The sequence below is a fragment of the Phycicoccus sp. Soil803 genome (assembly GCF_001429685.1).
Classification (GTDB): Bacteria; Actinomycetota; Actinomycetes; order Actinomycetales; family Dermatophilaceae; genus Pedococcus.
Genome location: NZ_LMST01000001.1, coordinates 4,041,549 through 4,065,503, shown reverse-complemented (window position 1 = coordinate 4,065,503; position 23,955 = coordinate 4,041,549). Strand labels below are relative to the sequence as shown.

Here is a 23,955-nt window from a genome sequence, read left to right as displayed (position 1 = left end):
TCGTCCGGCACCACACCCCAGGAGGGGAACATGCAGCGCACCACGTCCCGACAGACCCTGGCCGTCCTGGCCACTGCTGTCACCGGCAGCCTCGTGCTCGCCGCGTGCGGCGGGGCCGGCGGCCCCAGCTCCGGCGGCGGCAAGATCAGTGACGGCAAGGTCGTCATCGGTCTGCTCAACGACCAGTCCGGTGTCTACAAGGACCTGTCCGGCCCCAACTCGAAGGTCGCCATCCAGATGGCGATCGACGACTACAAGGCCAAGTACGGCGACAAGGCCGTCGCCAAGGACATCGAGATCGTCGCGGCCGACCACCAGAACAAGCCCGACGTCGCCAACACCAAGGCGCAGGAGATGTACGACCGCGACAAGGCCGACATCATCCTCGACGTGCCGACCTCGTCGGCGGCGCTCGCCGTCGCGACCCAGGCCAAGGCGAAGAAGAAGCTGTTCATCGACATCGGCGCCGGCACCACTGCGCTGACCGGCGCCCAGTGCAACAAGTACACGTTCCACTGGGCCTACGACACCTACATGCTCGCCTCGGGCACCGGAGCCGCGCTGGTCGAGGGTGGCGGCAAGAACTGGTCGATCGTCTACCCCGACTACGCCTTCGGCCAGGACATGACCAAGTCGTTCACCGCGGCCGTCGAGCGCGCGGGTGGCACGGTCCAGCAGAAGATCGCCACGCCGTTCCCCAACGAGAACTTCGCGACCTTCATCACCAAGGCCGGCTCGTCCAAGCCCGACGTCATCGGGATCATGGCTGCCGGTGGTGACCTGGTGAACTTCGTGAAGCAGTACAACCAGGCCGGGATGGCCGACAAGGCCAAGCTCGCGGTCGGCCTGATGTTCATCACCGACATCCACAGCCTGGGGGTCGACCAGTTCAAGGGCACCACCTTCACCGACGCGTGGTACTGGAACTTCGACGCCCAGAACAAGGCCTGGGCCGACAAGTTCAAGGCCAAGACCAACACCCGCCCGTCGTTCGCCCACGCCGGCAACTACTCGGCCGCGTTCAACTACCTCGAGGCCGTCCAGGCTGCCGGCACCGACAAGTCCGACGACATCGTCAAGCAGCTCGAGGGCAAGAAGATCAACGACATGTTCCTGCGCAACGGTGAGGTCCGCGCGGCCGACCACAACGTGATCCACGACGTCTACCAGGTCAAGGTCAAGAGCAAGGACCAGGTCAAGGAGGAGTGGGACTACGAGGAGGTCGTCAAGACCATCCCCGCCGCCGACGCCTACGGCCCGGCCAACCCCGCCTGCAAGATGGGCTGACGCCGCCACACGAGCGCGAGGTATGCCGCCCGCTCGCCCCGAGCGGGCGGCATACCTCGCGGGGCCGAAGCTCGAGAACAACCGCACCGCACCGACCACGGGAAGCCACATGACCGCCTTCATCCAGTACACGCTCCAGGGCCTGGCCCTCGGTGGCTTCTACGCGCTGGCCGCGCTGGGACTGGCCGTGATCTTCGGTGTCCTCGGCGTGGTCAACTTCAGCCACGGTGCCTGCTACATGCTCGGCGCGGTCGGCGCGGCCGTCCTGTTGGATGCCACCGGCCTCGGGTTCTGGTGGGCGCTGCCGCTGATGACGATCGCGATGTTCCTGTTCGGGGTGCTGATGGAGCGGCTGCTCGTCCAGTGGCTGCTGCGGCTCGACCCGCTCTACAACTTCCTCCTCACCTTCGGGCTCACCCTCCTGCTCGTCGACGTGGTCAAGCGCAAGTACGGGGTCTCCGGTCTGCCCTACCCACTGCCGGCCGGGCTCGACGGCCGGATCACCCTCGGGGCGGTGTCGCTGTCGACCTACCAGGTGTTCGCAGCGGTCTTCTCGATCAGCGTCTGCCTCGCGGTCTGGCTGGTGCTGACCAAGACCCGGGTCGGCATGATCGTGCGAGCCTCCACCGAGGACGCCGAGCGGTCCCGGGCGCTCGGCATCAACGTGAGCCGTTGGGTGACCCCGGTCTTCGGCTTCGGCATCGCCCTGGCGGGGCTGGCGGGAGTGCTGCGTGCGCCCACCGGCTCGGTCACCGCCGACATGGGCAGCTTCTTCATCATCATCCTGTTCGCGGTGGTCGTGATCGGCGGACTGGGCTCGATCCTCGGCGCCGTCGTCGCGGGCTTCCTGGTGGGCCTCGTGGAGGCGTACGGCCAGGGGTATGCCGGCCGGTTCAGCCAGGTGTTCATCTTCATGCTGATGGCGTTGGTGATCCTGGTCCGGCCCTCCGGGTTGTTCGGGCGAGAGGAGGCCGCGTCATGAGTGCGCAGCTGGAGCGCAAGGTCGACGTCGAGCTGCCCGCCGGTCCCGTGGTGGCGGCCCGCCGCCCCGCCGTCAGGTGGGCGATGCTGGCGGTCGGCCTGGTGGTGACCCTCGCGCTGCCGTGGTTCATCTACCCGCCGGTGGCGATGGACATCGCCGCGTGGGCACTGTTCGCGATCTCGGTCGACCTGCTGCTGGGCTACACCGGCCTCCTGTCGTTCGGGCACGCCGCCTTCTGGGGCACCTCGGCCTACACGACCGGCCTCATCGCCACCCACGTCGGCGTGCCCTTCCCGCTGGCCGTGCTCGGCGGCGCGGTCGCCGCGATGGTGCTGGCCGTGCCGATCGGCTACCTGTCGGTCAAGCGCACCGGCATCTACTTCGCCATGGTGACGCTGGCCTTCGCCCAGATGGTCTACTTCATCGCCAACCAGTGGCGCTCGGTGACCGGTGGTGAGAACGGGCTCCAGGGCATCCCGAAGAACCTCGGCCCCGCCACCGACACCATCAACGCCGACTCGTTCTACTTCTACTACGCGGCGCTGCCGATCATCCTGCTCGGCGTCTTCATCGCCTGGCGCACCGTGAACAGCCCGTTCGGCCGGGTCCTGGTGGCGATCCGCGACAACCCGGCGCGTGCGCGGGCCCTGGGCTACGACGTGGAGCGCTACAAGATCATGGCGTTCGTGCTGTCGGCCGGGCTGGCCGGGCTCGCCGGTGGCGTCTTCTCGATCAGCCACGGGTTCGCGTCGCTGCAGGAGCTGATCTGGACCACCTCCGGCAAGGTCGTGCTGATCACGGTGCTGGGCGGGATCGGCACCCTGTGGGGTGCGGTCGTCGGCGCCGCCCTGGTGGTGACCCTCGAGGACCAGCTCGCGTCGTCGGGCTTCAACGGCATCGGCATCGTCACCGGCACGATCTTCGTCGTCATCGTGCTGGCCTTCAGGCACGGCATCTGGGGCACGGCCCGCAACGGCCTGAACTCCTGGCTCCGCAGGCGTCGCACGTCCCGCGACTCCTGACGGCCTGGGTTAGAGTCGGTTCGCTCTAGAGGGACGTGTCAGGTTGCACCTCGCTGCACCGTCAGTCATTCTCACGGGGGTCAGCGAAATGAGGGTCTGTGCAACACGACAACGGCGAAAGTCGCCAGGAAGCGCCGCGGCGTTCCGCGCTGCCCCAGCGCGGTCCTGACGCCGAGTTCTACAGCCTCTACCCCGACGCGCCCCTGCCTCGTCCCGCGCGGGAGGTCCTTCCCAACGCGCTGCCCCTGGTGGCCGTCCAGCGCTGTCCCCCGATCACGACCGCGTCCTCCATCGGCTGGGTGCTCACCCCGGCGGTGTCCTTCGCCGTGCGGTGGCAGGGTGACGCCCTCGACATGGCGTACATCGACGACGAGAGCAGCGAGATCGGCCCCTGGTCGCCCATCATCGGTGACGGGCCACGGCACCCCCGGGTGCACGAGGTCCTCGAGATCAAGGACGCGGCGCGGCGGGCGGCGGCGGAGCAGATCGACCTCGACCAGATGCCCCTGATCGACCCCAGCCCGTTCGGCGACCCCCGCGAGTTCCAGTACCTCAGCGGGATCGTCGGCGTCACCGCTCCCGGCTGGGCCATGCTGGTCCGTTCGGTGCCGAACTGGCCCCGGGTGGGCGGCGAGTACGAGATCGTCGAGGGCGTCGTCGAGACGGCCTGGTCCGGCACGGTGCTGCCGGTCATGGTGCGGCTGCGCTCCGAAGGCTCCGTGGCGCGCTTCACGCGCAACTCGCCCATGGCGGTCATCCACCCGGTCGCCGTCGCCGGCTACGCCAAGGAGAACGCTCCCGTCCGGACCTCGGGCGCCGGGATCGACGCCTGGTCGGACGAGGCGTGGGACCGGTTCGTGCTGGCCCGCAGCAACCGGACCACCACTCGTGCCTCATACCGTGCCCTGCAGGCCGATCACTACCGTGAGGGACCACCCTCGGAGCAGCGTGACTGACGAGGCCGACGCCAGCCGCCTGCGCAACCACCCGGATGCCTACCGACTGGCCATCGCCAACGTCATCGACGGCCTCGGCACCTACGTCGGGCTCGCCGCGCTGCTCGTCGTCGGCTACAACGCCACCCAGCTCGTGGGCACGGCGATGGTGCTGGCCGCGCACATCCTGCCCGGCCTGCTGGTGACCCTGGTCGTCGCGCCGCGGCTCCAGCACCGGCAGCGGCGCAGGGTCCTGCTCGTCCTCAACCTCATCGGGGTGCTCTCCCTCGTGCCGGCCATCATCGCGCCGGGCGCCGCGACCGCCGTCCTGGCGGCGGCGCTGCTGGGCGCCACCGGGGTGGCCGCTCGCGGCGTGCAGATGGCTGCCCTCACCGAGGCCGTCCCGTACGCGGTCCGGGCCCGCTTCTACGGCACGGTGGGGTCCTTCACCCAAGCGGTCCAGGTCTTCGGCCTGGCCGCCGGCGGGGCGCTCGCGGCATCCTTGAGCCCACGGTCCGCGCTGGTCATCGACGCGCTCAGCTTCACGGTGGCCGGCCTGGTGATCGCCACCATCAGGTTCGGGCCGATGGCGGCCCGGCCGATCGGCCAGGGCACCGCCGAGACCTTCGGCAACGCGGCCCGGGTCGTGTGGTCGAGCCCCGTGCTGCGGATGCTCGCGGTGGTGACCTGGATCGGAGCGCTCGTGGCCAGCGTGCCGGAGGCCGCCAGCCCGGCCGTGACGAGTGGCCCGCTCCTCCCGTTCGTGATGGCGGCGTCCCCCGCCGGCGGTGCGATCGCCGCGCTGATCGCCACGAAGATCGGGCTGTTCAGTCGGCTGGGCGGCAGCCTCCGGCTCGCGGTCGCGTCGGCGGTGTCGCTGATGATCCTCGGCGCCGGGATGGGAGTCGCGTTCCAGCACCCTGCCGACTCGCTCGGACGGGGTTTCTACGGCGTCGCGGCCAACGCCCTGATCGGCGGGCTAGGGGTCTGGTTCCTCGGGATGATCGCCGCGTTCACCGAGCACACCCCGGCCTCGGAGACCGTGGCGGTGGGCTCGTTCATGTCGTGGAGCGTCGGCGCCGCCAGTGGCCTCGGTGGCTTCGCCGTGGCCGGCCTCGGGGTCGCAGGTGGCTATGCGGCGCTGGGTCTCCTGCTGCTGCCTGCGGCACTGTGGGGCCTGCGGGTGGTCTCCTCGATCCCGTCGGTCGGCAGCCGCTGACCCGCCGCCACGCGGCATACCCCTCCGCCGGGGGGCGACCGGGCGGAATGGGGCTTGACCCTCACGCGGCGTGAGGCGGCACAGTGGTCGCATGACCGAGCGGACGCAGACCCTGCTCACCGTGGGACAGGTGGCCGACCGGCTCGACGTGACCGTGCGGACCTTGCACCACTACGACGAGATCGGGCTGGTCCAGCCGAGCGAGCGATCGCGGGCGGGCTACCGGCTCTACACCGACGGTGACCTCACGCGCCTGCAGCACGTGGTGGTCTACCGCCGGCTCGGGTTCGCCCTGGAGGAGATCGCCCTCCTCCTCGACCACCCCGAGAGCGTCGAGCAGCACCTGCGGCGTCAGCGCGCAGCGGTCCAGCAACGGCTCGACGAGATCAGCGACCTCGTCACAGCCATCGACCGAGCACTGGAGAGAGCGATGAACGACGAACAAGCCACCACCGAGGACCTGAAGGAGCTCTTCGGCGACGGGTTCGAGGACGCCCACGCCGAGGCCGAGCAGCGGTGGGGTGACAGCGACGCGTGGCAGGAGTCGCAGCGGCGCACCAAGAGCTACACGAAGGCCGACTGGGCCGCCGTGAAGGCCGAGAGCGACGCCCTGCACCGGGGTTTCACCGACGCGATGGACGCCGGGGAGCCGCCCACCAGTGTCGCCGCGATGGATGCCGCCGAAGCCCACCGGCGCAACATCAACGAGCGGTTCTACGACTGCTCGCCCCAGTTCCACCGCAACCTCGCCGACATGTACACGAGCGACCCGAGGTTCACGGCGACCTACGACGAGATCCGACCGGGCATGGCGCTCTACGTCCGCGACGCCATCTACGCCAACGCAGACCGCCAGGAGCAGTAGGCCGCGGGAGCGCCGCGGGAGGGCCGGGGGAGGCCGCGGGAGGCGCCGGCGCCGGGGGCAGCAGGGGCCGGCGCTGGCCTACCCTCGGAGGATGGGCTCCGGACCGGTCGGCTTCGCTGCGCTGACGTGGCCGGTCCGGACCCGCCGCACGTCGCTGCGGCCGGTCGCTCCGGAAGATCGTGACGCGGTGCACGCCTACCGCGGCCGCGAGGACGTCACGACCTACCTCGGGCGCGGGCCGATGAGCCCGTCCGACGTCGACGAGCGGATCGCCGAGAACCTCGAGCGCTCCCGGCCCGGGCACCCGCGCCCCTTGCTGGGACTCGTGATCGAGGTGGAGGGCGCCGTGGTCGGGGACTGCATGGTCCGGTTCGAGCCCGACGACAACGGCATGCGGACGGCCTTCATCGGCTACACCCTCCACCCCGCGAGCGCCGGCCGGGGTCTGGCCACCGAGGTGGCCGAGGCGCTCGTGCGGCTCTGCTTCACCGAGCTGGGAGTGGCGATGGTGCAGGCCGACGTCTTCGTCCCCAACGTCGCGTCGCAGCGGGTGCTCGAGAAGGTGGGGCTGCGTCGGATCGGGGTCACCACCGCGGGCAGCGAGGGCGGGGGACACCCCCGCATGGACGACTACCTGTATGCCGTGACCGCGGCGGAGTGGGCGGCGTCCCGCTCGTCGTAGCCGGGCGAGGCGGCGAGGGCGAGCACGCCGAGGGGGCGCACCTCGGTGCCTGACCAACGCAGCGGTATGCCGCGTGCCCGAGCCGGCCACGCGGCATACCCCTCTGCCCGCAAAGGTTGCTGCACGAGTGGCGTGGGCTGCGGGGGGGGCGCGGTTCGTCCGTCACACTGTCCGTTGTGTCCCGACGTCCCCGACCCCGCACGCTGCTCCTCGCAGTGGCGGGAGTGGTCGTCCTCCTGCTCCTCACCGCGGTGGTCGACGGCCTCGTGGTGACTCATCGGGTGCCGACCGTCGCCGTCACGGCGCCCGGCTCCGACGACGGCACGACCTACCTGCTCGCCGCGTCCGACTCGCGCGACCGCCTGGCCACCGCGGACCGGGCCCGCTACGCCGACCGCCACCAGCCGTCGGGGGAGCGCGCCGACCTCGTGCTCCTGCTGCGCGGGGACGCCCAGGGCCGCGCGACGCTCTACTCCCTGCCGCGAGATCTCTACGTCGGCCAGCGGCGCGGGTCCCCGCACCGCCTCGGCCTCGCCCTGCAGGACGGGCCTCAGTCGCTGGTCGACTCGTTGTGCCAGGACCTGGGGATCGGGGTCGACCACGTCCTGGTCGTCGACATGGCGGCGCTCGTCCAGCTGGTCGACGCGACGGGCGGGGTCACCGTCCGGGTCGACCGGCCGACGCGCGACGTCCGCGCGCGGCTCGACCTGTCCAACTCCGGTGTGCACCACCTCGACGGCCGGGGGGCGCTCGCCTGGGTGCGCTCGCGGAGCCCGCAGGTCCTCGTCGACGGCCGGTGGGTCGGCGACACCACGGCCGACCCGACCCGCACCGCCCACGCCAAGGACGTCCTCACCCAGGTCGCCGCGCGCCTCGATGACCCGGTCACGCTCCAGCGGGCGGCCTGGTCGGTGGGTCCGCGGCTGCGCCGGGACGCCGACCTCGGCCCGGTCGGCCTGGTCGCCCTGGGGCGGTCCCTGCAGGATGCGCTGGCCGCCGGCCGCCAGGTGACGGTGCCGGCTCGGGCCAAGGGGACCGCGGTCCCGTTCGCCTTCGTCACCCCGGAGACGACCCGGGCCCTGGAGCCGCTGGTCAGCGCCGGCTGCGCGGCCTCCGCAACCGGCTGATCTCGTCCCTTTGGGTGGGTTTGTCCGCGACACCCCGAAGACTTTCCCGAAGTGGGTGGGTCTGCGCGTCACGATCGCTAGCCTTCGCGGTCGAAGGGTCAACAACCACACCACCGGGGGAACTCCACCGTGCTCTCTGCTCGTCTCCGCACCACTGCCGCTGTCGCCGCGCTCACCCTGGGTGGGGTGCTGCTGTCCGGCGGCGCCGCCCAGGCCGCCGCCACCGACACCACCATCGTCGTCCAGTCCGAGGACGGGGTCGTCTTCGCCGACGAGCCCCTGGAGTCCTCGGGCACCTGCGCCGACGGCAGCACCTCTGCCGTCGTCACCGTCACGGTCGAGGACGACGTCGTCGCCGAGGACTCCGTCGACGTCGCCACCGACCTCACGTGGGAGTCCACGCTCGACGTGTCCGACGCCGAGGGCGACGCCACCGTCACGGTCGACTGCTTCGTCTACGCCGACGGCGACTCGGTCGGCACGGCCTCCGAGGACGTGTTCATCCTCGCGCTCCCCGACCTCGAGGTCATCGACGTCACCGTCTCGCCGTCCAAGGTCCGGATCGGTGCCCGCCTCACGATCGAGGCCACCTGCCCGGCCGGCACCGAGGTCGCCGCGGTCGCCGCAGGCAACGAGGACGCCGACGAGCCGTTCCTGATGGACAGCGTCGTCCCCGCCGCGAACGGCGACATCACCTACACCGGCACCGTCCCCAAGAGCGCCGAGACCGGCAACGCCTTCGCCGTGGTCGCCTGTGGCATCTCGGACCTCGAGGCCGCCCTCAGCGACCCCGACTCGGACGAGTTCCCGACCGCGTTCGGCGTCGGTGACTTCACCGTCCTCGCCGCCGCTGTCGCCGCCCCGGCCCCGGCCCCGGCCGCGGCTCCGGCCGCCGCAGCAGCCCGCCCGACCCTGCCCGAGACCGGCTCGGACAACCTGCCCCTGGCCGGCCTGGGGGCCGCCCTGGTGCTGGTCGGTGCGGGTGCCTACGGCGTCCGTCGCCGCACCTCCTGACCCACCCGCTCCACCACCCGTCGAGGTGTGCCGCGTGGCCCAGTCGGCCACGCGGCACACCTCGCGCGCAGGTCCTGTCCGTCCGCTGGCCTAGGCTCGGCCCGTGACCGACGGACTCTTCATCGCCTTCGAGGGCGGCGACGGCGCAGGCAAGTCCACCCAGGTGGCCCTGCTGCGCGAAGCCCTCGAGGCCGCCGGCCGCACCGTGACGGTGACCCGCCAACCGGGCGGCACCACGCTGGGTCGTGAGATCCGCGACCTCGTGCTCCACGGCGACCACGTCGCCCCGCGGGCCGAGGCCCTGCTGTTCGCCGCCGACAAGGCGCACCACGTCGACCAGCTCATCCGGCCGGCGCTCGACCGGGGCGAGGTCGTCCTCACCGACCGCTACACCGACTCGTCGGTGGCCTACCAGGGGGCCGGGCGCGATCTCGGGGCCCAGGAGATCCACGACCTCAACATGTGGGCGGTCGACGACCTGGTGCCCGACCTGACCGTGGTGGTCGACGTCTCGGCGGCCGAGGGGCGGCGCCGGCGCGGAGACGTGCACGACCGGCTCGAGGCCGAGGAAGACACCTTTCACGAGGCGATCCGGGCCCACTACCTCGCGATGGCGCAGGGCAACCCGCAGCGCTACGTCGTCGTCGACGGCACCCTCAGCCCCGACGAGATCCACGCCCGGGTCGTCGAGCGGCTGCGCGGCATGGGGGTCCTGCCGTGAGCGTCTGGCGCGACGTCATCGGCCAGGACTCGGCCGTCGCCACGCTCGAGCGCGCCGTCACCGACCCCGCGTCGATGACGCACGCCTGGCTGCTCACGGGTCCACCGGGGTCCGGGCGCTCCGTGGCGGCCCGCGCCTTCGCGGCCGCGCTGGAGTGTCCGCGGGGCGGGTGCGGGGAGTGCCGCGAGTGCCGCACGGCGGTCGAGGGGACCCACGCCGACGTCGACGTCATCGCCACCGAGGGGCTCTCGATCAAGGTCGAGCAGGCCCGCGAGCTGGCTGCCATGTCGGCGCTGCGGCCCTCGGTGGGGCCGTGGCGCGTGATCATCGTCGAGGACGCCGACCGGCTCACCGAGCGGGCGGCCGACGCCCTGCTCAAGGCGATCGAGGAGCCGGTGCCCCGCACCGTCTGGATCCTCTGCGCCCCCTCGCTCGAGGACGTCGTGATCACGATCCGTTCGCGGTCGCGCCACGTGCGCCTGCGCACCCCTCCCGCCGAAGCGGTCGCCGAGCTCCTCCACCGTCGCGACGGCGTCGAGATGCCGATGGCCATGTATGCCGCGCGAGCGGCCCAGAGCCACGTCGGCCTCGCGCGTCGGCTGGCTCGCGACGAGGGTGCCCGCATCCGTCGCCGCGACGTGATCAGCCTCGCGGGCCGGATCCACGGCGTGGGCGACGCGATCGGTGCCGCCGCCGACCTGGCGTCGATCGCCGACGAGGAGTCCACGGCCGCCGCCGCCGAGCGCGACACGGCGGAGCGTCAGCGGCTGATGGAGGTGCTGGGGGCCGACCCGTCCGCGCGCACCCAGCCGCCCCACATCCGCAGCCAGCTCTCGGGCCTCGAGAAGGAGCAGAAGGCGCGGGCCACCCGACATTCTCGCGACGTGCTCGACCGGTCGCTCGTCGACCTGCTGTCGGTCTACCGCGACGCGCTGATCCTGCACAGCGGGGCCGCCCTCGGGCTGGTCAACCAGGACAGCCTGCCGATCGTGCAGGGCGTCGCCCGGTCGATGAGCGCCGAACAGCTGCTCCAGGCGATGGACGCCATCGGCACGGCCCGTGAGCGCATCGGCCTCAACGTCGCCCCACTGCTCGCCCTGGAGGCCATGGCGATCTCGCTGCGCGTGCCGCGGTGAGTTCTCCCCAGCCGCTCGGGATACGGTCGAGCGCATGACTGCGAGGGGACGAGTCCTGGTGGCCGTGGCCGCTGCGCTGACCATGGGGCTGTCCGGCTGCTCCCTGTTGCCCGGCGGAGACTCCGAGCCCGCCGTCACGCCCCTGCCCAGCGCAGCAAGGACACCCCCAGCCGGGTCGGAGGCGCTCGCGAAGTTCTACGGGCAGACGCTGTCCTGGAAGGGCTGTGTCCTGGGTGAGTGCGCCGGGCTGTCCGTCCCGCTCGACTACGCCAAGCCCGCCGGCGAGGCGATCACCGTGCAGGTGGTGCGGATGCGGGCCACCAAGAAGTCCCAGCGGCTCGGCTCGCTGGTCGTGAACCCCGGGGGTCCCGGCGCGTCCGGCATCGACTACGCCCGTGCGGCGGACGTGATCGTGGGCAGGCCGGTGCGGCAGCGGTTCGACGTCGTCGGGTTCGACCCGAGGGGAGTGCAGCGCTCGAGCCCGGTCGACTGCCTGTCCGACGAGGAGATGGACGGCTTCCTCGCCCAGGACCCCACGCCCGACGACTCGAGCGAGGTGACGAAGTACCTCGACTCGATGAAGGTGCTCGCCGACGGCTGCCTCCAGCGCACCGGCCCCCTCCTCGGCCACATCTCCACGGTCGAGACGGCCAAGGACATGGACATCCTGCGGTCGGCCCTCGGCGACGCCAAGCTCAACTACCTCGGCAAGTCCTACGGCACCCAGCTCGGGGCGGTCTACGCCGGGCTGTTCCCCCAGCTGGTCGGGCGGTTCGTCCTCGACGGGGTGCTGCCGCCCGACCTCACCTGGGAGGAGACGGCCGTCGGCCAGGCGGAGGGGTTCGAGCGCGCGGCGCACTCGTGGGCCAAGGACTGCGTGAGGCGGGGCGGCTGCCCGCTCGGTGACTCGGAGTCCGCGGTGATGTCGGGGCTGGGCGACCTGCTGAAGCGGCTCGATGCCACTCCCGTGCCGATGCGCGACGCCCGGGAGTCCGAGCTCACCGAGGGCTGGGCCACACTCGGGGTTGCCCAGGCGATGTACGACACCCGCTTGTGGAAGCCGCTCACCGAGGCGTTGCGCCAAGTCGTCACCCAGGACGACGGCACCAAGCTGATGCTGCTCTCCGACCAGTACGCCCGGCGCAACTCCACCGGCAAGTACACCTCCAACCTGCTCGAGGCGTTCTACTCCATCAGCTGCCTCGACAACCCGGGCAGCCCGGACCCGAAGTACTACGAGGACCTCGTCGCCAAGGCGAGCGTGAAGGCCCCTGTCTTCGGCCCGGCCCTGGCCTGGGGTGCCGCCACGTGCAGCAGCTGGCCGGTCAAGGCCGGCCCGGGTCCGCGCAAGATCAGTGCCGAGGGCAGTGGTCCGATCGTGGTGATCGGCACGACCCGCGATCCCGCGACGCCCTACGAGTGGGCGGTGCGCGAGCGCGACCAGCTGGCCAACGCACGGCTGCTGACCTTCGATGGCGACGGCCACACGGCCTACACCTCGTCCAACAAGTGCATCGACAACGCCGTCAACGACTACTACACGAAGGGCAAGATCCCGGCCGACAACACGAAGTGCTGAGGGGCATGCCGCTGGGCTCAGCGGAAGGCGTAGACGACGGTGACCGTCACGCCGACGTTCTCGCTGCCGGGCTGGATCGGCACCGGTGACGCGCTGTCCTTGCTGGCCATGGCGCGCACGTCGTAGGCCACCGGCGGCGGGTCGGAGATCGTCTCGGAGATGCTGACGACCGCGCCGAGGTCGCGTCCGGAGGCCTTCGCGTACTGCTCGGCCTTGGTCTTCGCGTTGGCGACGGCGCGGTCGCGGGCGGTGCTGAGGAGCTTGCCGTTGTCCTCGAGGTCGAGGCTGATCCCGTTGACCTGCACGGCATTTCCGCCGGCGCTGACGGCGGCGGAGATCGCGTTGCCCGACTTGCCGAGGTTGCGGAGCGTAGCGGTGACGCCCTCGCTGACGGTGTAGCCCTTGACCACCGGGCTGCCGTTCGTGGGGTAGGAGTACTCGGGCTGGACCTGGAGGTTGGAGGTCTGGACGTCCTTGCCGGCCACGCCGTTCCTCGTCAGGGACGACTGGACCCGCGCGGTGATGGTGTTGGCCGACTCGAGGGCCTTGGCCACGGTGTCACCGCGGGTCTGGACGCTGAGGTCCAGGCGCAGTGTGTCCGGTTTGCCAGCGACCTCGGAGGTGCCGGTGACGGTGATGCCGGGCGTGCTCGTCGGGTAGCCGGGGGTGCCGGGGTTGGTCGCGATCGGGTAGGAGACGAGGGGTGCGGCCGAGGCCTCCCGGCCGGAGTGGGAGCCGACCCAGAAGGCCGCTCCGAGCATCGCCGCGGTCGCCGCGGCGACCGCTCCACGGGACATCTGCTGGGTGCTCATGGGGGTGGGACGGTATGCCGCGTGGCTCGGTTCCACGGGCCGGTCGAGCCGGTTCGGAAATCTGCCGGGTCATCCGTATACTCATCGTCCGTGCCTTCGGGCACCCGCCTCCTTAGCTCAGTCGGCCAGAGCGATTCACTCGTAATGAATAGGTCATCGGTTCGATTCCGATAGGAGGCTCAGCGAACGGCCCCCCAGTGACTGGGGGGCCGTTGCTGCGCTCATGCGCGACTGGCGGCGGTCGCTCAGAACTGGAAGACGAGCCGCGCGGCCGTGCGGGCGTGCAGGACGTCCTCGATCGCCTCGTTCACCTCGTCGAGCTTGCGGCTCTCGGCGATGACCCGCGTGCGGCCGAGGGCATGCAGCCTGAAGACCTCAGCCAGGTCCTGGCGGGTGCCGACGATCGAACCGATCACGGAGATGCCCTTGAGGACGGTCTCGAAGATCGGCAGGTGCATCGGTCCGTCGCTCTCGGGCGGGAGGGCGACGCACACCAGGCGGCCACCGCGACGCAGGGTCGCGAAGGCCTGCTCGAAGGCCTTGGGAGTGACCGCCAGGGCCACGGCCACGTCGGCGCCGCCGAGCTCGGCGATGGCCGGCACCGGGTCAGTGGTCGCGGCGTTCACCGTGTGGTCGGCACCCAGCTCGCGGGCCAGCTGGAGCTTCTCCTCGGTCAGGTCGACGGCGATGACCTCGGCGCCGACCAGGCGGGCGTACTGCACCGCGAGGTGACCCAGTCCTCCGACGCCGAAGATGGCGACGCGCTCGCCGGGCACGATGTTGGCGACCTTGATCGCCTTGTAGGTCGTCACCCCGGCGCAGGTGAGCGGTGCGGCGTCGAAGGCGCTGACCTCCGCAGGTACCGGCACCACGTAGTCGGCGTCTGCGACTGCATACTCGGCGAACGCGCCATCGACCGAGTAGCCGCTGTTGCGCTGCTGCTCGCACAACGTCTCCCAGCCGCTGATGCAGTGGTCGCAGTGACCACAGGCATGACCCAGCCAGGCGATGGCCACGCGTTCACCGACCGAGCGCCGGGTGACGTCGGCGCCCACGGCGGTGATGAGGCCGACACCTTCGTGACCCGGGACGAACGGCGGAGTCGGCTTCACGGGCCAGTCGCCGTGCGCCGCGTGGATGTCGGTGTGGCACAGGCCTGAAGCCTCGATCTGGACGACAACCTGCCCGGCAGCCGGGGTGGGCACGGGGCGTTCCTCGAGGGCAAGGGGTGCGTCGAAGCTGGTGACGACAGCTGCCTTCATGGCAGTTCTCCTTCTGGTGTTCGTGGTGGTCGAGCAGTACGCCCACCACCTCACCGCCCGCCCGCGCGCGCCGTCAGGGGCGAAGGTCCCAAGACCGAGGAGCCACTGCCCGCACGGCGCGTGACATCGTGGTGCGAGCCTGTAGGGGCGCAGGTCGCCACGCCCGCCCCCAGGAGGCTCGCCGACTCGCTCGGCGAGTTCGCCCTTGAGGCCACCACGTCAGGTGGGCCGTCACCTGCGAGCACCAGGCGGCCTGAGCGCCAGCGGCGCCGTGCGATGCTGGCCTGCATGCGGTTCTCGATCTGGCCTGATCTCGACGAACCCTGGCCCGAGCTGCGGGCCCTCGTGACGCACGCAGACGTCACCGGCTGGGACACGGTCTACGTCGAGGACCACTTCATCACCCACTCCGCGCCCGAGTCGCCCCTCTTGGAGGCGACCGGGACCCTCGCCGCCCTCGCGGCGGCGACCGAGCGGATCAGGCTCGGCACCCTGGTCCTGTCCGTCACCTACCGACACCCCGCTGTGATCGCCAACTGGGCCGCCACCGTCGACCAGCTCAGCGCCGGCCGGCTGGTCCTCGGCCTGGGTGCCGGCTGGGAAGAACACGAGCACGCGGCATACGGGTTGCCGTTGGGATCGCCCGGGGAGCGGGTGGACCGGTTCGTCGAGGGGCTGGCCGTCGTGCAGGGACTGCTCACCCAGCCGCGGACGACGGTCGAGGGCCGCTTCTTCCAGGTCCGGGACGCACCCTGCGAGCCGAAGCCCCACCAGGACCACGTCCCGATCCTGGTGGGGGCCAAGGGCCCTCGGATGTTGGGCATCGTCGCCGAGCACGCCGACCGGTGGAACATGTGGGGGAGCCCCGTGCAGGTGGCCGACAAGGCCGCCGTCCTCGATGCGCACTGCGAGCGGATCGGCCGCGACCCCAGGAGCATCGAGCGGTCGACGCAGTCGATGGTGTGTGTCACCGACGACCCGGCTCGGGCTCAGGCGTTCCTCGAGGAACACGGCGCGAGCGGACGGGCCGCGATCGCGGGATCGGCCGGCGAGGTCGCCGAGCGGATCGCCGCCTACGCCGAGGTCGGTGTCGACGAGTACATCGTGCTGACCAGCGACCTCGGTCGCGGCGCTCAGCGCCTCGAGACCCTCGACGGTCTGGGGGCGGCGCTGGTGGCCACCCAGTCGTAGGGCTCTAGCCGACGCGGTCGAGGAAGCCCAGGGAGCGTTCGACGACGAGCTTGGTGGCCCCTTCGTCGTATGCCGCGAGCGAGCTGTCCGTGAACAGGTGACCGTTGCCGGGGTAGAGGAACAGCTCGACCTCGTCGTGCGAGTCGAGGAACGGCTGCGCCATCTCGAGGTCGCCGGCGTCGATGAACTCAGGGTCGGCATCCATCGCGTGCACCTGTGCGGGCGTGCCGTCCGGCCACGCGCCGAACTCCGCGGGGTCGATGACACCGTGGTAGAACAGCCCACCCAGCGCTCCGGGACGGTTCTGCACGAGCCACTGGGCGGCCATCACGCCCAGGGACAGGCCGGCATACACGATCCGCTCTGGCAGGTCTGCGGCCTGGCGGATGCCGCGCTGGCGCATCTCGTCGAAGCCGACCTCGCGGCAGTAGACCGCGCCGTCCTCGATCGAGTCGAAGGTGCGGCCCTCGAAGACGTCGGGTGTGTGGACGGTGTGGCCGCCTTCGCGCAGCCGGTCGGCGAGCTCGATGACGCCGGGCGTGAGCCCCTGGATGTGGTGGAGCAGGAGGATGTCGGTCATGCCCTCACGCTACGGGCGGTTGCGGACGATCTGCGTCCGCCTTCGGGGCGAAGCTTCGCAGCCGGCTCGGGTGGACCCCGTGCCCAGCCCCGCGCAATACACTCGGGCCATGTCGCGTGACGGACGCTCCGCATCGAGCGGACGGGGCCGCCACCGACCGGGCCGCCGACCCCCTGGCCCGCGGTGGCTCGAGGTGCCGCGGCCGGTTCGACTGGCCGTGACCCTCACGACCGGGTCGGCTGTCACTGTCGGCGCCCTTGCCGGGCTCGGGCTTGGACCGTTCCGCGATGTGCCGCCTCCTGCAGGGCATCAGGCATCCGCCCTCGCGACCGCTGACGGCGCGTCGCAGGACACGCCCACGAGTGGTGCCAACTCAGCCGTGCCCGACCCCACACCATCGTCCTCGAGCACGGGAGCTGATGTCCCACGCACCCTCCCACTCGGGTCGCGCACGCTCGGCACCGTTGCCGACACGACGAGCCAGGTCGTCATCGTCCGTGGGACGACGACGGGGTCGAACGCCGCCACGATCCAGTTCTACGAGCGGGTCGGGGCGGACTGGCTGCCCCGGGCCACCTGGCAGGGGCACGTCGGCAAGCGCGGCTGGAGCACCCACCACGTCGAGGGAGACCTCAGGACGCCGGTCGGCACGTTCGGCCTGACGGACGCGGGAGGGCGCAAGGCCGACCCGGGGTCGAAGCTGCCCTATGACCAGTCGACCGCGTTCACTCCTCCTGCGCCGCAGGCGGGCTTCGGTGACTCGACGGCGGACGCGTTCGACTACGTCATCGCAGTGAACTACAACCGGGCGGCGGGGAGGACGCCGCTCGACTTCACCCGACCTCTTGGCGCCGGTCGTGGGGGTGGCATCTGGCTGCACGTCGACCACGGCGGTCCCACGCACGGCTGTGTCTCGCTGCCCAGGGCAGCCATGCGCTACCTGTTGCTGCACCTGTCACCGCAAGCGCGTCCGGTCGTCGTCATGGGCGCCGCGGCCCAGCTCAGTCGCTGAGGCGCGGCGTCGCACAGGTATCGGAATGGCTGACGACAGGACGGGGACGTCGCCGACCTGCATGCCGCCGCTCAGTTCTGCCAAAGGTCCAGTCCTGGGGGCCCCGTGCTGCAATCATTCGGCATGACCTCGGCATCCGGCGACGCTCTGGGTGAGCGGCTCACGGGTTTGGCCCGGGTCACGGCGGAGCTGATCGAGGCAACCACCGCAGACGCAGTCACCAAGATCGTCGTCGAGCACAGCGCGGCGGCGGTGGGGGCCACCATCGCCTCCCTGAGCCTGCGAGTCGAACCGGACGAGGTTCGGCTCGCCGGACTCTGGGGTGGGATGGACGGCGATGCCGAGGCCTACGCCTCGTACCCGTTGAGCACCTCCACGCCCGCCGCGGATGTCATCCGCTCGCGACGGCGCCTCATGCTCGTCGGTCGGGAAGAGATCCTCCGGGCCTACCCCGACCTGCCCCGGATCGACCGAGGTGAGCGCTCCATCCTCGGGCTCCCGCTGAACACCGCGAGCGGAACGCTGGGCGCCATCGGCCTCTCCTTTCCGGGGCAGCGCCAGTTCGAGGCAGCGGAGCTGGACTTCCTCGACATCCTCGCCGACAGCTGCGCCCAGGCTCTCCTCCGCATCCAGGCCGAGGACCGGGCAACCGAGCGGCAGGCGCAGCTGTCGTTCCTCGCGGAGGCCTCGGCGGAGCTCGCGAGCAGCCTGGACTACGAGTCCACCCTGGCGCGGGTGGCCCAGCTGGCGGTCCCCACGTTCGCGGACTGGTGCGCGATCGACCTGGTCAAGGACAACCGCCTGCGCCGCCTCGCCGTGGCCCACGTCGACCCGGCCAAGGTCGAGTTCGCCCACGAGCTCGCCGAGCGCTACCCGAGCGACCCGGACTCAGGGGCCGGCCCGTGGCAGGTGATGAAGACGGGCCGCAGCGAGCTCATCGCCCAGATCACCGACGAGATGCTCGTCGCGGCGGCGCGAGACGAGGAACACCTGCGCATTGCCCGGGAGCTGACGCTGCACAGTGCGATCACCGTGCCACTGATCGCCCGCGGACGGACCATCGGCGTGATCTCGTGGGTCCGGGCAGAGTCGCAGATCCGCTACTCCCAGGACGACGTCGACTTCGCCGAGGAGCTCGCCCGCAGGGCCGCTGTGTCCATCGACAACTCGGATCTGCACAGCCAGACGCTGGCCGTGTCGGTGCGACTTCAGCACGCCGTTCTCCCTCTCGCCCTTCCCGTGCTTGAGAAGTGCGACGTCGCGGCGTACTACTCGGCCTCGGGTCGCACCGGTGTCGGTGGCGACTTCTACGACGTGCTCGCCCTGCCTGGAGGACGGGTCGCGCTCTTCGTCGGTGACGTGATGGGCCGCGGAGTAGAGGCCGCGGCGGCGATGGCCCAGATGCGGGCCTCGGTGCGGGCCTACCTCGCGGTCGACTCGCGGCCGGACGCCGTGCTCAGCAAGCTCGACCTGATGATGGCCGCCTACGGTGAGGACCAGCTCGTCACGCTGCTCTACCTGCTCCTCGATCCCTCGACGGACACGCTCCTGGTGGCCAACGCGGGTCACCCGGCGCCGACCCTGCTCCGATCAGACCTCTCGGTCGCACAGCTCCCCTCCGCTGACGGAGGCCCCCTCGGGATCCCCGCGGGCGCCCGTCAGCACCATCGGGTCACCTTCTGCCCGGGCGACACGGTCCTGCTCTTCACCGATGGTCTGATCGAGCGGCGCACGGAGGACATCGACGCTGGTCGAGCCCGGCTCACCGGGGCGCTCAGCGCGCTCGCCGAGGATGGCCTGGACACGGCGCTCGGCCGCCTTGTCGCGATGGTCAGGGACGAGACGCAGGACGACGACGTCGCCGCCGTTGCGCTTCGCCGTCTCGCCTAGCCTCCCCCGGGTCGTCCCCGTCGTGACCTCGGCCCGGCTGGGTCCTGCGCGAGGGTGGAGCCCGTGACGAACAGGTGAACTCTTGTCGCGTTGACCAAGCGTCGCGTAAGGCGGGTCGGGGTCGGCGCGTCCTAGTACCTGACCGGAGCCACCCAGCCAGTGGTCGGTCGCGGACGGCACCCACCAGTCCACCCCCGGACCAACTGGGCCGCCGTCGGTCAAGAGCGGCGGGCGCCCCAACCCCCTCACCCCGGGGGCGCCCGTCGTTCTGACGTCCCCACGACAAACCCACCTTGGCCGCGCTTCTGGAGTCGCTGCGGACGCCTCGCGTCACGAGTAGACCTGCTGGACGTCCTAGGGGTGGGCGGCGTGGTCGCAGGGGATCACGCCGCCCGTCCCAGGGGACGGTCGATCCCCACTGGGTGGTCTCGTGCACCAAGTGGTGGGCGGCGTAGACGTCGCTGGGCGCGACGCGTCCACCGCGACCAGGGCGGCGACGAGAACGTGCGCCGAGAGCAGGGCCTCACGGCGGCCAGGTGGTCCCGACCGTGCCCGTCGCCGGCGACCCGTTGGCGTAGGTGCCCTCCACGGTGGCGCGGACCTGACCGCGGGCATCCGCAGCCCAGACGGTGTGGATCGTGCCGCTCCATCGACCGTCTGAAGCCGGTCCGGCGGTGCAGGTCACGACGTCCTGACTCTGCGTGCAGGAACCCCAGTCGCCGCCGGCCCCCGCCATGGTCACTCCGCCGGGAAGCTGAAGCGTGAGGCGAACCGGACCCTCGACGCCCTGGGCCGACGCGGACACACCGATCGACGTGTCGGACCGCGGGCCGGCGAGGGCGAGGTCGACGGTCAGCGGGCCGGTGCGCGGGGCCGGACTGGTGGTCGTGGAGGTGACAACAGGGGGACGTGACGTGGCGGCGACCGGGGTGGGCGCCGGCCCCGGGCGCGAAGGCTTCGCGACCGACGGCACCGGGGCGGACGACCTCGTCCGTGTTGTCGTGCTCGGGGTCGGTTTCAGTAGAGCCGTGGTTGTGAGCGAGGTGACCGGAGGGAGCGGCACGGTCTGCAGGGGCTGTGCGACCGGTGGCGCGGTCATTGCCTCGGGTCGCCCGGCGAGCAGGATCGCGACGACGGCTCCGGCGAGGGCGGCCGAGCCCACCGCCCAGCGAGCGCCCGGCCGGAAGCCCCAGACGCTCAACGACGGCCCCTGGGCCCCGACGAGGGCGCCCGCGCTCCCGCCTGCTCCCACGCCGGCTGCTCCGACGCCCGCCGCTGCCACCAGCAGCTTTGACGGCACGAGGCCGAGGACGGCGGGGCCGACGATGCCGGCGAAGTTGAGGTTGACCACCTGGAGCTCGTCGATGCGGCGCGTGCAGGCGACACAGCTCGCCACGTGGGCCACCAGCGCGGGTGGTGAGTCCACGTCGGAGATGGACAGGTCCGCGAGCCCGTCGATGAAGGGCTTGCACTGGGCCTCCACCCCTCGGTCGGAGAGGTGGGCGCGCAGGTAGGACAGCCGGAAGCCGCGTCGGGCGCGCTTGGCCAGCGCTGCGACACCGTTGGGTGACAGTCCCATGGCTCGGCCGACCTCGATGTTGCTGTCCTTGTCGACCGCCGTGCGCCACAGCACGACCTGCCACCGCTGGGGTAGCTCGGCGAAGGCGACGCGGACGAGCTGGAGCTCGCTCATGTGGGCGGTCGTGTCGGCGGTCGGCCTGTCGAAGAGGGCCACGTCGTCGGTCATGACGTCGCCGGCCGACGAGCGCGTGGCCCGGCTCGCCGCCAGGTTGCGCACCGAGGTCACGAGGTAGGCGCGGACCGATGTCGTGGGTCCGGCACCGCCGGACAGGGCGGACAGCATCCCGGAGAAGGCGTCCGAGGCGATCTCCTCGGCGTCGCGCGGCTGTCGTGTCACCCGTCGGGCAGCCAGCAGCACGGAAGGGTAGTGCCTGGTCCAGAGGTCGACGGCAGCCTCGCGGTCGCCGGCTCGGAGGCGGTCCAGCAGGACTGCGTCGGGAGTCTGGTCCTCCGGGTCATCCACAGTCGGGGCCCGCCTCGGGCTCGGCGCGGGCGGGCTGCTCCTGCAGCTCGTGGAGGTCCAAACCCGGATAGAGGGGCGCCACGCTGAAGTGGACGTCGCCGGCTTCCCCCGCCGCGACATCCGCGCGACGCTCGGCCTCGGCGACCGCGAGGGCGGCGAGACCGTTGGCGTACGGACCGGAGTAGGTGGCCAGCGGGCACCCGTGGATGTTGGTCACGACGACGTGGGGCATGTCGATCTCGTCGATCTCCATCGAGTACATGATTCGCGCAATGCGTTCCATGTCGCCCGCGCCGTGCGGAAGCTGCGACTCACTCACCTACCCACATCCTCGTTCGCCGAAGGAGCCTGCCCCTACACGCATCAAGACTCCCCAGCGAGCGATTCATGACGCCGCCACCCCCGACCCGGATCGAGGTCAGGACCCGGGTCCCGTAATGCCCGACTGGCCCAGGCTGTCTAGGGAGTGACGCTCGTTTCCTCCGTTCCCGCCACGTGCTCCCTCTCGTCAGTCGCGGCAGGCATGGTGCGGCGCTCGGCGAAGCGGGGTCAGCACGGCTCTCGTGGGCGACCAGCTCTCGAGGGAGTCCGCTATGCCTGGAAGAGGTGTGACTTCGCATGAGCTTCGCAACGTCAACCAGGACCTGCCGGGGCGATCGCCCGCTCGCTCCACACCGGCACCACGACCACTCATCCCACCGCCGCTCAACCGGGCGACGCCTGCGCGGCTCGTACTGCGCCGCGGCCGTGGCCGTGGCCCTCTCCGTCCCGTCGTTCGATGCCGCCAAGGCGGGCGCCCCGGCGACCTCAGCGAGGTCGGCGACCTCGGGGGCCTCGGCGACCGCGGCGGTGTCGGCGACGTCAGGGGCCTGGGCGACCTCGGCCGACCCGGACCAGCCGGTGACCCGCGCCTCCACGGGGCAGCTCGCCTCGACCTCCTCGGCCCGGCAGGCCCGTCGCGTCTGCGTGCGCGTGGCGAACGTGCGCTCCGGCCCCGGTCTCTCCCACCGTGTGGTGACGACCCTGAAGCGGGGGACGACGGTACGCGGGACGACGAGCCGGGGGTGGCTGCGGATCCGCGCGGCCGGCTGGATCTCCCTGTCTGTCACCTGCCCAGTCGACGGCTCGAAGGCCGCGCGTGCGGGACAGGGAAGCTTCAGCGCCTGGGTCCGCGCCATCGACCCGGCGGGGAACGCCCGATGGACGATGGACCACGCGCGCAGGCACACCCGCGGGAACGTCCGGGGACTGACCGTGTTCCAGAGCTCTGGACCAGCGCAGTCGACCGTCTACATCCAGCCGGGGATGACCTGGTCGAAGACCAAGCTGGTGATGGCCCACGAGGCGATCCACGTCAGGCAGATCCGCTACGGCGGCTTCAGGCACTCGCTCGAGGTCTTCGGCAGTGTCCGGGGGATGGAGCGGGCCGCGGACTGTGGGGCGACCATCATCCTGGGCCGGGTCGTCATGGGCGGTTGCCCCGCAGGGCTGGCACCCCCCGTGCGGCGCCTCCTGGCTGGCCGCCCCGCCTAGGCCGACCCTGCACTCCCCGAGGCGGGGTAGGAAACGGCGGGCGGTTGCAGGCCCGCCCGCCGTTTCCGGCAACCTGCATCCCCCGATGACAGGTCAATGGTGGAGACGGCTCATCGGCCGAAGTGTGACGCGACGACGTCAGGCCGATCCGCGCGACTCACTCACGGTGACCATCCAGACCCGCACGCGCGGTCGGCCGCGCCGCTGCGCGGCACGACGTCGACGCGCACCACGGCGGCCACGATGTCCCCGAGCCGGCCACCCGGCGCCAGGTCGACGGCCCCCGAGTCCGCGTCGACGTGGACATACTCGCCATAGAGCACGAAGAGTGCGCCGGAGGCCGCCACGGCTCGCCGCCACCGCCGGTATGCCGGGTGGTCGCCGCTGCGGGTCCACTCCAGGAGGGACACCTCCCGGCCGTCGACGGTGCCGGTGAGCGAGAAGAGCGCGCCGTCGAGGGCGCCCTGGACCGTGGCCGTGATGGTCGCATGCGCGGTGATCCAGCCGAGCTCGTCGATGGCGAACAGCTCGAACCCCAGCTCGAGGTAGGTCGAGATCCAGGCCGAGCGACCTTCCGCCTGCTCGAGCTCGCGGTGGACGATGGGGTCCGGCGTCGTGAAGACCAGACCCGGCAGGTCGTCACCGTCGGTGCCGGAGGGCGGGAGCAGGGCGTAGTGCATGTCCGACTCCCCGGTGTAGGGGTCGGTGGTGGTCGCGTCGACGGGCGCGGTGACGACCTGCAGCCGGGGTGGTTGGCAGGACCGGTGGTGCACCTCGGCCGAGAACCGCCGGTACCGGAAGCCGGCTTCGGGCGGGGGTGGGTCGGGGACCCGCACCTCGACGGTCAGGGACCTGCGGTCGTTGCTGTCGAACGGCCTCGAACACGTGGCGCAGCTGCGGGCCGAGGTCGCCGTCGCGACCACGTAGTGCGTGGTGTCCGCGGTCTTGAAGACGCGCAGCTCGGGGGGCCAGTCCACCTTGTCGACCCCGGGGTCCCCCACGGCGCGCACCCGCACTCCTCTCGTCGAGCTTCCTTCCTCGAGGGACGTCGCAGGAGCTCGG

General features: G+C 71.3%; 22 protein-coding genes and 1 tRNA gene. 17 read left to right on the top strand and 6 right to left on the bottom strand.

Annotation, left to right across the window (positions count from 1 at the left end; all coding sequences use genetic code 11):
* Positions 1–30: 30 nt before the first annotated feature.
* The 12 genes from ASG95_RS18885 (at position 31) to ASG95_RS18830 (ending at position 12,569) form a co-directional block, all read left to right on the top strand.
* The gene (locus ASG95_RS18885) at positions 31–1,287 is read left to right on the top strand and encodes an ABC transporter substrate-binding protein (RefSeq protein WP_056921705.1); all 1,257 of its coding nucleotides are present in this window, start codon (positions 31–33) and stop codon (positions 1,285–1,287) included.
* Positions 1,288–1,309: 22 nt separating this feature from the next.
* Entirely contained in the window at positions 1,310–2,269 is a 960-nt protein-coding gene (locus ASG95_RS18880) for a branched-chain amino acid ABC transporter permease (RefSeq protein ID WP_235544030.1), read from the top strand.
* Positions 2,266–3,291, top strand: coding sequence for a branched-chain amino acid ABC transporter permease (locus ASG95_RS18875; protein WP_057378457.1), 1,026 nt, complete (start codon positions 2,266–2,268; stop codon positions 3,289–3,291). The genes ASG95_RS18880 and ASG95_RS18875 overlap by 4 nt, the downstream gene beginning before the upstream one ends.
* 98 nt (positions 3,292–3,389) lie before the next feature.
* Entirely contained in the window at positions 3,390–4,247 is an 858-nt protein-coding gene (locus ASG95_RS18870; protein WP_056921707.1) for a DUF6065 family protein, read from the top strand.
* Positions 4,240–5,445, top strand: coding sequence for a hypothetical protein (locus tag ASG95_RS18865; protein WP_056921708.1), 1,206 nt, complete (start codon positions 4,240–4,242; stop codon positions 5,443–5,445). Before ASG95_RS18870 ends, ASG95_RS18865 begins: the two co-directional genes overlap by 8 nt.
* A 91-nt stretch (positions 5,446–5,536) precedes the next feature.
* A complete protein-coding gene (locus ASG95_RS18860; RefSeq protein WP_056921709.1) occupies positions 5,537–6,310 on the top strand; it encodes a MerR family transcriptional regulator in 774 nt (257 codons plus the stop codon).
* A 91-nt stretch (positions 6,311–6,401) separates the two neighbouring features.
* Positions 6,402–6,992 carry a GNAT family N-acetyltransferase gene (locus tag ASG95_RS18855; RefSeq protein ID WP_056921710.1) on the top strand — a complete coding sequence of 197 codons (591 nt, stop codon included), beginning with the start codon at positions 6,402–6,404 and terminating at the stop codon, positions 6,990–6,992.
* 176 nt (positions 6,993–7,168) lie between these two features.
* Positions 7,169–8,119: an LCP family protein gene (locus ASG95_RS18850; protein WP_157582255.1), complete on the top strand. Its 951-nt coding sequence runs from the start codon at positions 7,169–7,171 to the stop codon at positions 8,117–8,119.
* 129 nt (positions 8,120–8,248) lie between these two features.
* Positions 8,249–9,133, top strand: coding sequence for an LPXTG cell wall anchor domain-containing protein (locus ASG95_RS18845; protein ID WP_056921712.1), 885 nt, complete (start codon positions 8,249–8,251; stop codon positions 9,131–9,133).
* A gap of 103 nt (positions 9,134–9,236) precedes the next feature.
* The gene (gene tmk / locus ASG95_RS18840) at positions 9,237–9,854 is read left to right on the top strand and encodes a dTMP kinase (protein ID WP_056921713.1); all 618 of its coding nucleotides are present in this window, start codon (positions 9,237–9,239) and stop codon (positions 9,852–9,854) included.
* Positions 9,851–10,990, top strand: coding sequence for a DNA polymerase III subunit delta' (locus tag ASG95_RS18835; protein ID WP_056921714.1), 1,140 nt, complete (start codon positions 9,851–9,853; stop codon positions 10,988–10,990). The genes tmk and ASG95_RS18835 overlap by 4 nt, the downstream gene beginning before the upstream one ends.
* 34 nt (positions 10,991–11,024) lie before the next feature.
* Positions 11,025–12,569, top strand: coding sequence for an alpha/beta hydrolase (locus ASG95_RS18830; RefSeq protein ID WP_057378456.1), 1,545 nt, complete (start codon positions 11,025–11,027; stop codon positions 12,567–12,569).
* Positions 12,570–12,586: 17 nt separating this feature from the next.
* On the opposite strand, the gene ASG95_RS18825 is transcribed toward ASG95_RS18830, so the two are convergent.
* Entirely contained in the window at positions 12,587–13,381 is a 795-nt protein-coding gene (locus ASG95_RS18825; RefSeq protein WP_056921716.1) for an SIMPL domain-containing protein, read from the bottom strand.
* A gap of 106 nt (positions 13,382–13,487) precedes the next feature.
* Between ASG95_RS18825 and ASG95_RS18820 the strand changes: the two genes are divergently transcribed.
* Positions 13,488–13,561 (top strand) — tRNA-Thr (locus ASG95_RS18820).
* 65 nt (positions 13,562–13,626) lie between these two features.
* On the opposite strand, the gene adhP is transcribed toward ASG95_RS18820, so the two are convergent.
* Entirely contained in the window at positions 13,627–14,643 is a 1,017-nt protein-coding gene (adhP, locus tag ASG95_RS18815; RefSeq protein WP_057378455.1) for an alcohol dehydrogenase AdhP, read from the bottom strand.
* A gap of 288 nt (positions 14,644–14,931) precedes the next feature.
* Here adhP and ASG95_RS18810 point away from each other — a divergent pair, with 288 nt between their 5' ends.
* Positions 14,932–15,834 (top strand): TIGR03560 family F420-dependent LLM class oxidoreductase, encoded by a 903-nt coding sequence (locus tag ASG95_RS18810; protein WP_057379002.1) that lies wholly within the window; start codon positions 14,932–14,934, stop codon positions 15,832–15,834.
* Between the two features lie 4 nt (positions 15,835–15,838).
* Here ASG95_RS18810 and ASG95_RS18805 read toward each other — a convergent pair whose 3' ends face one another.
* Entirely contained in the window at positions 15,839–16,414 is a 576-nt protein-coding gene (locus ASG95_RS18805; protein ID WP_057378454.1) for a dienelactone hydrolase family protein, read from the bottom strand.
* Between the two features lie 379 nt (positions 16,415–16,793).
* Between ASG95_RS18805 and ASG95_RS18800 the strand changes: the two genes are divergently transcribed.
* Positions 16,794–17,426, top strand: a complete 633-nt coding sequence (locus ASG95_RS18800; protein ID WP_200961940.1) for a L,D-transpeptidase family protein — start codon at positions 16,794–16,796, stop codon at positions 17,424–17,426.
* A 123-nt stretch (positions 17,427–17,549) separates the two neighbouring features.
* Positions 17,550–19,316 carry a GAF domain-containing SpoIIE family protein phosphatase gene (locus tag ASG95_RS18795; RefSeq protein ID WP_057378453.1) on the top strand — a complete coding sequence of 589 codons (1,767 nt, stop codon included), beginning with the start codon at positions 17,550–17,552 and terminating at the stop codon, positions 19,314–19,316.
* A gap of 523 nt (positions 19,317–19,839) precedes the next feature.
* On the opposite strand, the gene ASG95_RS18790 is transcribed toward ASG95_RS18795, so the two are convergent.
* On the bottom strand, positions 19,840–21,360 hold the full coding sequence (locus ASG95_RS18790; RefSeq protein WP_057378452.1) for an RNA polymerase sigma factor: 1,521 nt from the start codon (positions 21,358–21,360) through the stop codon (positions 19,840–19,842).
* Positions 21,353–21,679 (bottom strand): hypothetical protein, encoded by a 327-nt coding sequence (locus tag ASG95_RS21655; protein ID WP_162259426.1) that lies wholly within the window; start codon positions 21,677–21,679, stop codon positions 21,353–21,355. The genes ASG95_RS18790 and ASG95_RS21655 overlap by 8 nt, the downstream gene beginning before the upstream one ends.
* Before the next feature lie 434 nt (positions 21,680–22,113).
* On the opposite strand from ASG95_RS21655, the gene ASG95_RS18780 reads away from it, so the two are divergent.
* The gene (locus tag ASG95_RS18780) at positions 22,114–22,893 is read left to right on the top strand and encodes an SH3 domain-containing protein (RefSeq protein ID WP_157582252.1); all 780 of its coding nucleotides are present in this window, start codon (positions 22,114–22,116) and stop codon (positions 22,891–22,893) included.
* A gap of 161 nt (positions 22,894–23,054) precedes the next feature.
* On the opposite strand, the gene ASG95_RS18775 is transcribed toward ASG95_RS18780, so the two are convergent.
* A complete protein-coding gene (locus ASG95_RS18775; protein WP_057378449.1) occupies positions 23,055–23,903 on the bottom strand; it encodes a hypothetical protein in 849 nt (282 codons plus the stop codon).
* Between the last annotated feature and the right edge of the window lie 52 nt (positions 23,904–23,955).

Coding starts and splice junctions, on each gene's coding strand:
- ASG95_RS18885 (WP_056921705.1), top strand. CDS start 31: ATGCAGCGCACCACGTCCCGACAGACCCTGGCCGTCCTGGCCACTGCT.
- ASG95_RS18880 (WP_235544030.1), top strand. CDS start 1,310: ATGCCGCCCGCTCGCCCCGAGCGGGCGGCATACCTCGCGGGGCCGAAG.
- ASG95_RS18875 (WP_057378457.1), top strand. CDS start 2,266: ATGAGTGCGCAGCTGGAGCGCAAGGTCGACGTCGAGCTGCCCGCCGGT.
- ASG95_RS18860 (WP_056921709.1), top strand. CDS start 5,537: ATGACCGAGCGGACGCAGACCCTGCTCACCGTGGGACAGGTGGCCGAC.
- ASG95_RS18855 (WP_056921710.1), top strand. CDS start 6,402: ATGGGCTCCGGACCGGTCGGCTTCGCTGCGCTGACGTGGCCGGTCCGG.
- ASG95_RS18830 (WP_057378456.1), top strand. CDS start 11,025: ATGACTGCGAGGGGACGAGTCCTGGTGGCCGTGGCCGCTGCGCTGACC.
- ASG95_RS18825 (WP_056921716.1), bottom strand. CDS start 13,381: ATGAGCACCCAGCAGATGTCCCGTGGAGCGGTCGCCGCGGCGACCGCG.
- adhP (WP_057378455.1), bottom strand. CDS start 14,643: ATGAAGGCAGCTGTCGTCACCAGCTTCGACGCACCCCTTGCCCTCGAG.
- ASG95_RS18810 (WP_057379002.1), top strand. CDS start 14,932: ATGCGGTTCTCGATCTGGCCTGATCTCGACGAACCCTGGCCCGAGCTG.
- ASG95_RS18805 (WP_057378454.1), bottom strand. CDS start 16,414: ATGACCGACATCCTCCTGCTCCACCACATCCAGGGGCTCACGCCCGGC.
- ASG95_RS18795 (WP_057378453.1), top strand. CDS start 17,550: ATGACCTCGGCATCCGGCGACGCTCTGGGTGAGCGGCTCACGGGTTTG.